Annotated in this window: 4 protein-coding genes; 2 read left to right on the top strand and 2 right to left on the bottom strand. The window is 70.2% G+C overall.

The window, feature by feature from the left end; translation table 11 throughout:
- Together ACIRQ9_RS30280 and ACIRQ9_RS30275 are read right to left on the bottom strand one after the other, a co-directional pair.
- Window positions 1–510: SDR family NAD(P)-dependent oxidoreductase (locus tag ACIRQ9_RS30280; protein WP_404180398.1), on the bottom strand; the 510-nt coding region annotated here is incomplete at its 3' end.
- Between the two features lie 214 nt (window positions 511–724).
- Entirely contained in the window at window positions 725–3,481 is a 2,757-nt protein-coding gene (locus tag ACIRQ9_RS30275) for a SpoIIE family protein phosphatase (protein WP_404180395.1), read from the bottom strand.
- A gap of 413 nt (window positions 3,482–3,894) precedes the next feature.
- Here ACIRQ9_RS30275 and ACIRQ9_RS30270 point away from each other — a divergent pair, with 413 nt between their 5' ends.
- On the top strand, window positions 3,895–9,354 hold the full coding sequence (locus ACIRQ9_RS30270; protein WP_404180392.1) for a HAMP domain-containing protein: 5,460 nt from the start codon (window positions 3,895–3,897) through the stop codon (window positions 9,352–9,354).
- A gap of 274 nt (window positions 9,355–9,628) precedes the next feature.
- On the top strand, window positions 9,629–10,309 hold the full coding sequence (locus ACIRQ9_RS30265) for a two-component system response regulator (protein ID WP_404180389.1): 681 nt from the start codon (window positions 9,629–9,631) through the stop codon (window positions 10,307–10,309).
- Window positions 10,310–10,346: the final 37 nt, after the last annotated feature.

The following is a 10,346-nucleotide window of genomic DNA, read 5'->3' as shown; positions in this document are numbered from 1 at the left end:
CTCCTCGGAGAGGGCCTTGTTGAGGTTGGTGAGCGCGGCCTTGGCCGCGGAGTAGTCGACGACCATCGGGAAGGGCAGCCGGGCGTTGATCGAGCTGATGTTGACGATGGCGGCGTCGCCCGCGGCGATCAGGTGCGGCAGCGCGGCGCGGCTGGCACGGACGGCGCTGAAGAAGGTCAGGCCGAAGACGTTCAGCCAGTCCTCGTCGCTCACCTTCAGGAACGACTCGCGCGGCTTGGTGGCGCCCACGTTGTTGACCAGGACGTCGATCCGGCCGTGACGCTCCACGGCCGCACGGACCAGGGCCTCGGGGCCCTCGGGGGTGGACAGGTCGACGGCCACGACGGTGACGTCGTGCCCGGCGGCCAGGGCGTCCAGCTCGGGGGTCGACGTACGGCTGCCGGCCACGACCTTGGCGCCCTCGCGGACCAGGCCCTCCACGACGGCCAGGCCGATGCCCTTGCTGGCTCCGGTGACGACGGCGACCTTGCCCTTGAGGTGCAGTTCCATGACAGTCCCTTTCTGGAATGATCAATACATAATCTGTGCGCGGCGGGAGTGGTCGATGTTCCGGCGGTCCGGGCCGCCGGTGAAGTGAGCGTAGCAGGAAATCTTGAATGGGTGATCCAGAATTGGGGGGGTGTCGCCCACTCCTTCGGGCAGCCCCCTGCGCGCCGACTCCTCGGGCGGAGCCGGCGCGCGGGAGCCCCGTGCCCCCGGACGCTCAGTCGTTCTGCAGGCCGGGAACCCGCATCGCGAGGATCGCCATGTCGTCCGACGGCGCGTCGGACGCGAAGCGCTCCACCGCGCGCATGATGCGCGCGGCGACCGCGCCGGCCGTCAGGCCCGTGCAGGTCGTGAGGACGTCCGCGAGGCCGTCGTCGCCGAGCATGCGCGTGCCCTCCCGGCGTTCGGTCACGCCGTCCGTGACGCACAGCAGGACGTCACCGGGGTCGAGGGTGACCGTCTGTTCGTAGAGCTCCAGGTCCTCGATCACACCGAGCAGCGGCTGGGGGTCGGCGGCGGCCTCCACCGTGCCGTCCTGGCGCAGGCGCAACGGCAGGGGATGGCCGGCGCACACCACCTTCATCTCCGCGCTGCCGTCCGCCTGCGGACGCATCTCGCCGTACAGGAGGGTCAGGAAGCGGCTGCGGGCGCCCTCGTCCAGGATGGCCGAGTTGAGACGCTCCAGGACCGCCGGGCCGCTGAGTCCCTCGCGGGCCAGCAGACGCAGCGCGTGCCGCGCCAGGCCCGTCACGGCCGCCGCGTTGGGGCCCGTGCCGCAGACGTCGCCGATGGCGAAGCCGTACGCGCCGTCGGAGATGGGGAAGACGTCGTAGAAGTCGCCGCCGACCTCGTTGCCCTCGCCGGCCGCGCGGTAGATGACCTCGACCTCGACGCCCTCGATGTGCGGGGTGCCCGGAGGCAGCAGACTGCGCTGGAGGGCCTGGCTGATGGCCGTGCGCTCCGAGTACAGGCGGGCGTTGTCCAGGGCCAGGGCGGCCCGGCGGGACAGGTCCTCGGCCAGTTCCAGGATCTCCTGGCGGAAGTGCTCGTCGGTGGGCTTGCCCAGGGTGAGCATGCCGATGACGCGGTTGCGGGCGACCAGGGGCAGGACGACGATCTCGCCGCCGACGGCCGAGGCGGTGGCGAGGGTCGGGCCGATGGCGGAGGAGACCTGGCGGGCGGGACCGCCGGTCAGGCCGAGGCTGCGCATGGAACTGCGCAGGGCGGCCTGGTGGGCGTGTTCGCCGGGGGCCGTCCAGACGCGGGCGCCCGGCGTGGGCACCGGGTCCGGCGGGGGCACCTTGGCGAGCAACGACTTGATGCCGTCGATGAGTTCCTCGTCCTCGTGCAGGACGTACGACAGGTACGGCTCGGAGGCCTGGTCGGCGATCGTGTAGACCGCGCACCAGGTGGCCAGGGTCGGGACCGTCATCTGCGCCATCAGCGCGAGGGTCTGGTCGCGGTCCAGGGTGCCGGCGAGCAGGTCGGAGGCCTCGACCAGGAAGCTGAGGGAGCCGCGGCGCAGCCGCTCCAGCTCGCCGAGGCGGGCCGACTCGACGGCCAGGGCGATGCGGTCGGCCGCGAACTGGAGGCGCAGCGCCTCCTCGTTGGAGTATCTGCCCGGGGACTCGGCGGCGACGCCCAGCGAGCCCGTCAGCCGTCCCTCCACCTTCAGCGGGACCGTGACGACCGAGCGCATGCCGGTGCCGCCCAGCAGCGGGACCGCGCCCGGAACGGCCGTCAGGTCGTCGTGGACGGCCGGCATCCGGGCCGATCCGTAGCGTCCGGGGCCGGCCTCGACGGGCACGCGCGCGAAGCGCTGGCGGGCGGACGGCAGGCCGGTGGAGGCGCGGACCTCCAGCTCCGTCTCGTCGTCGGTCGCCAGGAGCAGGAAGGCGGAGTCGCCGTCGAGCATGTCGCGGGCGCGCTCGACCGTGCGCTGGAGCAGGCCGTCGAGGTCGTCGGGGGCCGGTGAGCCGATGAACACCTCGAAGGGGTCGGCGTTCTGGCCGTCCTGGGCGCCGCCGCCGTCGGTGGCGGGCACCCGCAGGGGGGTCTGCAGGACCGCGCGTTCGTGGTCGCGCACCAGCAGGCAGACGGTGGAGGGCTCGCCGCCGGTGTCGCGGACCCTCAGGTGCGAGGCGTAGACGGGCGTGACGCGGCCGTCGGCGCCGCGGATGCCGTAACTGCCCTCCCAGCGGGAGAGTTGCAAGGCCTCGGCGACGCCGGTGCCGGTGCCCGGGGTGTGCGGCCAGGCCGCGAGGTCGGTCAGCGGCTTGCCGGTGACCTCGGTGGAGGTGTGGCCGAAGATCTCCTCGGCGTCCTCGTTCCAGGCCGTGATGGAGCCCTTGCGGTCGATCTGGACGACCGCGACGCGGACCCGGCCGTCGGCGAGGGGCAGCAGGTCAGCCGGGAGGGACGGGCCGGCCGCGCGGGTGCCCACCGGGCGCTCGGGAAGGTCGAGCTGGAACCAGACGTTCTTGTACGTCGACGTGTACTCGACACCCCAGCGGGCGGCGAGGGCCGCGCACAGCTGGAGGCCGCGGCCGCCCTCGCGGTCGGGGCTGCCCATGTTGACGGCGGAGCCCTGGAGCGGGACCTCGCGTTCCGGGTAGCGGTCGGCGACCTCGATGCGCACCCCGTCCTCCGCGCGCAGGCACAGGACGTCGGCGTGGGTGCCCGCGTGCACCACCGCGTTGGTCACCAGTTCGCTGGTGAGGACCACCGCGTCGTCGACGACGTCGGCGAAGCCCCAGCCCTGGAGCGTGTCGCGGACGAAGGCCCGCGCGCTCGCGACCGATCGCCCGACGGGCTCGAAGCTGGCGGCCGCGCGCGCGGTGATCACAGAACTCCTCGACCGGGTCTCGACATGCGGACTTCCCTGGCCGGCCGGCTCGTGCCGCTGCTGCGGCATCCGCTCGCCCGTCGGCCGTGGCTCCGGGTTGTGTCCCCCGGGGATCACTCCGGTGGTCATGGTCTGCGGCCGCCCCTCCGAATGCCCGCTCGGTCTCGTGCCACCGCCCAGGCCGAACGAAACCGGCGCGGCTGGACAGCCGCATGCAAGGTTACTTACCTTCGCCGTCCGAGCGGATGCCGGTCGCCGGTGTTTACGCCCCCAGGGTGTGCGGACGATGTGCGAAGCTGCCGAACTGTTATGGCCTGGTTCGGCCGGGGTGAAACACTGGGCAAGCTTCTGATGAAGGTACGGGCAGGCTGAGTGCGCCGCGGCCGCGGCGGGCAGCAGCCCCTGGTGCGGCCGGATCCGATCTGGCAGAACTACCCAGTAGTAACGGGTACGCCGATGTCAGCGGCAAGCCGGCCACGGCGGCATCCGAGCACAGTGGTACGGGCACAGTGGTGAAGGTCGACCCCTGCGGGAGGGACACAGTGGAGTCTGGCGCAGCGACGCGGAGCACTAAGGCGCGCGCGAAGAGCGGACAGTCCCTGAGCAGGCGGCGGGGCGGTGGCGGGACCACGGAGGTGGACTCCGCCGCCCTGGACCGGCTGCTGGTGGCTCTGACGGCGATGCGGGACGGGAACTTCCGCAAGCGGCTCACGGTCTCCGGCGACGGCATGATGTCGGAGATCGCGGCGGTCTTCAACGAGGTCGCCGACCGCAATCTCCACCTCACGGGGGAGCTGTCGCGGGTGCGCCGGGTCGTCGGGCGTGAGGGAAAACTCACGGAGCGGCTGGAGACGGGTGCCTGCGAGGGCTCCTGGGCGACCGCCGTGGACAACTCCAACGCCTTGGTCGAGGACCTCGTGCGGCCGGTCTCCGAGGTGGGCCGGGTCCTGACGGCGGTCGCCGAGGGCGACCTGTCGCCGCGGATGGATCTGCGCTCGCCGTCGGCGGACGGGGCCGGGCACCCGCTGCGCGGTGAGTTCCTGAAGATCGGCAGGACCGTCAACAACCTGGTGGACCAGTTGTCGACGTTCACCGACGAGGTCACCCGCGTGGCCAGCGAGGTGGGCACCGAGGGCAAGCTGGGCGGTCAGGCCCGGGTGCGCGGTATGTCGGGTTCGTGGCGGGACCTCACGGACTCGGTCAACACGATGGCGTACCGGCTGACGGCCCAGGTGCGGGACATCGCGCTGGTGACGACCGCGGTCGCCAAGGGCGATCTGTCGCGGAAGGTCACCGTCCAGGTCGCCGGCGAGATGCTGGAGCTGAAGGAGACCGTCAACACGATGGTCGACCAGCTGTCGGCGTTCTCCTCCGAGGTGACCCGGGTCGCCCGTGAGGTGGGCACCGACGGCATCCTGGGCGGCCAGGCGAACGTGCCCGGGGTCGCCGGCACCTGGAAGGAGCTCACCGACTCCGTCAACACCATGGCCGGCAATCTGACGGCCCAGGTGCGCGGGATCTCCGAGGTGACCACCGCGGTCGCCAGCGGTGACCTCTCGCGCAAGGTGACCGTCCCGGCCCGCGGTGAGGTCGCGCAGCTCGCCGAGACGATCAACCAGATGACCGAGACGCTGCGGATCTTCGCGGACGAGGTCACGCGCGTGGCCAACGAGGTCGGTGCCGAGGGACAGCTCGGCGGGCAGGCGAACGTGCCGGGCGCGGCGGGCACCTGGAAGGATCTGACCGACTCCGTCAACACGGTCTTCCGCAACCTCACCACCCAGGTACGGGACATCGCCGCGGTGACGACGGCGGTGGCCAACGGTGACCTCTCGCAGAAGGTCACCGTGGACGTGGCCGGCGAGATGCTGGAGCTGAAGAACACCGTCAACGGCATGGTCGACCAGCTGTCGTCGTTCGGTGCCGAGGTCACCCGGGTGGCCCGGGAGATCGGTGTCGAGGGTGAGCTGGGCGGCCAGGCGCAGGTGGCCGGGGCGGCGGGCACCTGGAAGGACCTGACCGACTCCGTCAACACCGCGTTCCGCAACCTCACCGGTCAGGTGCGCAACATCGCCCAGGTGACGACGGCGGTGGCCAACGGCGACCTCTCGCAGAAGGTCACGGTCGACGTCTCCGGCGAGATGCTCCAGCTGAAGAACACCGTGAACACGATGGTGGACCAGCTCTCCAGCTTCGCCGACCAGGTGACGCGGATGGCCAGGGACGTGGGCACGGAGGGCCGCCTGGGCGGCCAGGCCCGCGTGGACGGCGTCTCGGGCACCTGGAAGGAGCTGACGGACTCCGTCAACTTCATGGCGGGCAACCTCACCTCGCAGGTGCGCCAGATCGCCCAGGTGACGACGGCGGTGGCACGGGGCGACCTGTCGCAGAAGATCGACGTCGACGCGCGCGGTGAGATCCTCGAACTGAAGAGCACGATCAACACGATGGTCGACCAGCTCTCCGCCTTCGCCGACCAGGTCACCAAGGTGGCCCGCGAGGTGGGCACGGAGGGGCGGCTCGGCGGGCAGGCGCAGGTGCCGGGCGTGGCCGGCGTGTGGCGGGACCTGACGGACTCGGTGAACGGCATGGCCGGCAACCTCACCGCCCAGGTGCGCAACATCGCCCAGGTGGCCACCGCGGTGGCCCGGGGCGACCTCTCGCAGAAGATCACGGTGGACGCGCGGGGTGAGATCCAGGAGCTCAAGAACACCCTGAACACGATGGTCGACCAGCTGTCCTCGTTCGCCCAGGAGGTCACCCGCGTGGCGCGCGAGGTGGGCACCGAGGGCATCCTGGGCGGCCAGGCCGAGGTGCAGGGGGTGGCGGGCACCTGGAAGGACCTCACCCAGTCCGTGAACTTCATGGCGAACAACCTGACCATCCAGGTCCGCAACATCGCCGAGGTCACGACCGCGGTGGCCAAGGGCGACCTGTCGAAGAAGATCACCGTCGACGCCAAGGGCGAGATCCTCGAACTCGTCACGACCGTCAACACGATGGTCGACCAGCTGTCCAGTTTCGCCGAGCAGGTGACCCGGGTGGCCCGTGAGGTGGGCACCGAGGGCATCCTGGGCGGCCAGGCGCACGTTCCGGGTGTCACGGGCATCTGGAAGGACCTCAGCAACAACGTGAACCTGATGGCCAACAACCTGACCATGCAGGTGCGGAACATCTCCCAGGTGTCGGCGGCGGTGGCCAACGGCGACCTGACCCGGCAGGTCACCATCGAGGCGAGCGGTGAGGTGGCCCAGCTCGCCGACACCATCAACACGATGGTCAAGACGCTGAGTTCGTTCGCCGACCAGGTCACCAAGGTGGCCCGCGAGGTGGGCACGGACGGCATCCTCGGCGGTCAGGCGTACGTGCCGGGCGTGGCGGGTACGTGGAAGGACCTCACCGAGTCGGTGAACGGGATGGCGTCCAACCTGACCGGCCAGGTGCGCAACATCGCGATGGTCACCACGGCCATCGCCAAGGGCGACCTGACCAAGAAGATCGACATCGACGCGCGCGGCGAGATCCTCGAACTCAAGACGACCATCAACACCATGGTCGACCAGCTGTCCAGCTTCGCCGAGGAGGTCACGCGCGTGGCCCGCGAGGTGGGCACCGAGGGGCAGCTGGGCGGTCAGGCACGCGTGCGTGACGTCGACGGCACCTGGCGGGACCTCACCGAGTCCGTGAACGAGATGGCCGGGAACCTGACCCGGCAGGTGCGCGCCATCGCGCGCGTGGCGACCGCGGTGACCCGCGGCGACCTGAACCTGAAGATCGACGTGGACGCCTCCGGCGAGATCCAGGAACTGCAGGACTACATCAACAAGATGATCGCCAACCTGCGTGACACCACGGTCGCCAACCAGGAGCAGGACTGGCTCAAGGGCAACCTGGCGCGCATCTCGGCGCTGATGCAGGGCCGCCGGGACCTCGCGGACGTGGCGTCGCTGATCATGAGCGAGCTGACGCCGGTGGTCACCGCGCAGCACGGCGCGTTCTTCATGGCGATGCCGCTGGTGGACGGCAAGGAGCTGGGCGACGAGACCGAGGACGCCTACGAACTGCGCATGCAGGGGTCGTACGGCTACTCGATGGGCTCCATGCCGTCGTCGTTCCGGCCCGGTGAGGCGCTGATCGGCACCGCCGCCAAGGAGAAGCGCACGATCCTGGTGGAGAAGGCGCCGACGGGCTATCTGAAGATCTCCTCCGGGCTCGGCGAGGCACCGCCGGCGCAGGTGATCGTGCTGCCGGTGCTCTTCGAGGGCAACGTGCTCGGCGTGATCGAACTGGCGTCGTTCACGCCGTTCACGCAGATCCAGAAGGACTTCCTCAACCAGATCGCCGAGATGATCGCGACCAGCGTCAACACCATCTCGGTGAACACCAAGACCGAGGTGCTGCTGAAGCAGTCCCAGGAGCTGACCGAGCAGCTGCGGGAGCGGTCCGCGGAGCTGGAGAACCGGCAGAAGGCCCTCCAGGCGTCCAACGCCGAACTGGAGGAGAAGGCCGAGCTGCTGGCCCAGCAGAACCGTGACATCGAGGTGAAGAACACCGAGATCGAGGAGGCCAGGCAGGTCCTGGAGGAACGCGCCGAACAACTGGCCGTCTCCATGCGGTACAAGAGCGAGTTCCTCGCCAACATGTCGCACGAGCTGCGCACCCCGCTCAACTCGCTGCTGATCCTGGCCAAGCTGCTCGCCGACAACGCCGAGGGCAACCTGTCCCCGAAGCAGGTGGAGTTCGCCGAGACCATCCACGGCGCCGGTTCCGACCTGCTCCAGCTGATCAACGACATCCTCGACCTGTCGAAGGTCGAGGCGGGCAAGATGGACGTCTCGCCGACGCGGATCGCGCTCGTGCAGCTGGTGGACTACGTGGAGGCCACCTTCCGGCCGCTGACCGCGGAGAAGGGCCTGGACCTGTCGGTGCGGGTCTCCCCGGAGCTGCCCGCCACCCTGCACACCGACGAACAGCGGCTCCTGCAGGTGCTGCGCAACCTGCTGTCCAACGCGGTGAAGTTCACCGACTCCGGGTCGGTGGAGCTGGTCATCCGGCCGGCCGCGGGCGACGTCCCGGCCGGGATCAGGGAACAGCTCCTGGAGGCCGGCTCCCTCGGCGATCCGGACGAGCCGCTGATCGCGTTCTCGGTGACCGACACCGGGATCGGCATCGCGGCCAGCAAGATGCGGGTCATCTTCGAGGCGTTCAAGCAGGCCGACGGCACGACCAGCCGCAAGTACGGCGGTACCGGTCTCGGGCTGTCGATCTCGCGGGAGATCGCGCAGCTGCTCGGCGGCGAGATCCACGCGCAGAGCGAGCCCGGCCGCGGTTCGACGTTCACCCTGTACCTGCCGCTGCACCCCAGCGAGCTGCCGCCGCAGGGCTACCAGCAGTCCGTGCCCGCGCTGGAGGCCGGGGACCTGGTCGCCTCGCAGAACCACGGCTCGGAGCTGTCCGGCGTGGAGATCGAGACGCCGGCCGAGGTGAAGTCGTACCAGGAGACCCAGAACGGGCCCGCGGCGCTCTTCCGGCGCCGCCGCCGGGGCGCTCCGCAGATCGCCGAGTCCTGGCCCGTGCTGGCCGAGCAGGAGGCGACGGCTCCGGCGCCGCGCCGGGGCGTGCGGTTCGCCGGGGAGAAGGTGCTGATCGTCGACGACGACATCCGCAACGTCTTCGCGCTCACCAGCGTCCTGGAGCAGCACGGCCTGTCGGTGCTGTACGCCGAGAACGGCCGAGAGGGAATCGAGGTGCTGGAGCAGCACGACGACGTCGCGGTCGTCCTGATGGACATCATGATGCCGGAGATGGACGGCTACGCGACGACCACGGCGATCCGCAGGATGCCGCAGTTCGCCGGGCTGCCGATCATCGCGCTGACCGCGAAGGCGATGAAGGGCGACCGGGAGAAGGCGATCGAGTCCGGCGCCTCCGACTACGTCACCAAGCCGGTCGACCCCGATCACCTGCTGGCGGTGATGGACAAGTGGATGCGCGCGGAGTGAGCGGAGGGGCTCGATCCGATGTGAACGTTTCGGGAACCTTCCGTGCGCACGGGGAGTTGCCGACGGAAGGCCGTGGAGCCCGTGTAGAAGTGCGGGATCGGGGGAACCTTCTGGTCTCCGGCTGCGTTTCCGCTACGTGCACAGTGACATCACGGTGACAGGGTGTGGCGACAGGCGGGGTGCGGCTACCATGACCGGCACAAGGACGGGCGGCGAAAGGGAGTCGTCCCCTGGGGCGGCGCCCGGTGCACATCCGGGGCGAGGAGGGCGGGCCATGGTGCAGAAGGCCAAGATCCTCCTGGTCGATGACCGGCCGGAGAATCTGCTGGCGCTGGAGGCCATCCTCTCTGCGCTCGATCAGACACTGGTGCGGGCATCGTCCGGGGAGGAAGCGCTCAAGGCACTGCTCACGGACGACTTCGCGGTCATTCTGCTGGACGTCCAGATGCCGGGCATGGACGGTTTCGAAACCGCGGCGCACATCAAGCGGCGGGAGCGGACCCGGGACATCCCGATCATCTTCCTCACCGCGATCAACCACGGCCCGCACCACACCTTCCGGGGCTACGCGGCCGGCGCGGTGGACTACATCTCCAAGCCGTTCGACCCGTGGGTGCTGCGCGCCAAGGTCTCGGTCTTCGTCGAGCTGTACATGAAGAACTGCCAGCTCCGTGAGCAGGCGGCGCTGCTCCGGCTCCAGTTGGAGGGCGGCGGCAAGGGCGCGGTCGCCGGCAAGGAGTCCGCCGGACTGCTGGCCGAGCTGTCGGCGCGGCTCGCGGCCGTGGAGGAGCAGGCCGAGGCGCTGTCCAAGCAGCTGGACGACGAGTCCGCGGACGCGGCCGCGGTGGCCACGGCGGCCCATCTGGAGCGCAAACTCACCGGCCTGCGCCGGGCGCTGGACGCTCTCGAACCGGGCACGGCCGGCGGAGCCCCGCCGCTCACCTCGCAGAACTGACCGCGACAGCGGGCGCAGTTGCTCATGAGAGCGCGTC

Source organism: Streptomyces sp. NPDC101237 (assembly GCF_044767465.1).
GTDB classification, from domain to species: Bacteria; Actinomycetota; Actinomycetes; order Streptomycetales; family Streptomycetaceae; genus Streptomyces; species Streptomyces gramineus.
This window is presented reverse-complemented; position numbering and strand designations above follow the sequence as displayed.

Bases quoted from the DNA above. Each gene is read 5' to 3' on its own strand.
- ACIRQ9_RS30265 (WP_404180389.1), top strand. From the start codon at position 9,629: ATGGTGCAGAAGGCCAAGATCCTCCTGGTCGATGACCGGCCGGAGAAT.
- ACIRQ9_RS30275 (WP_404180395.1), bottom strand. From the start codon at position 3,481: ATGACCACCGGAGTGATCCCCGGGGGACACAACCCGGAGCCACGGCCG.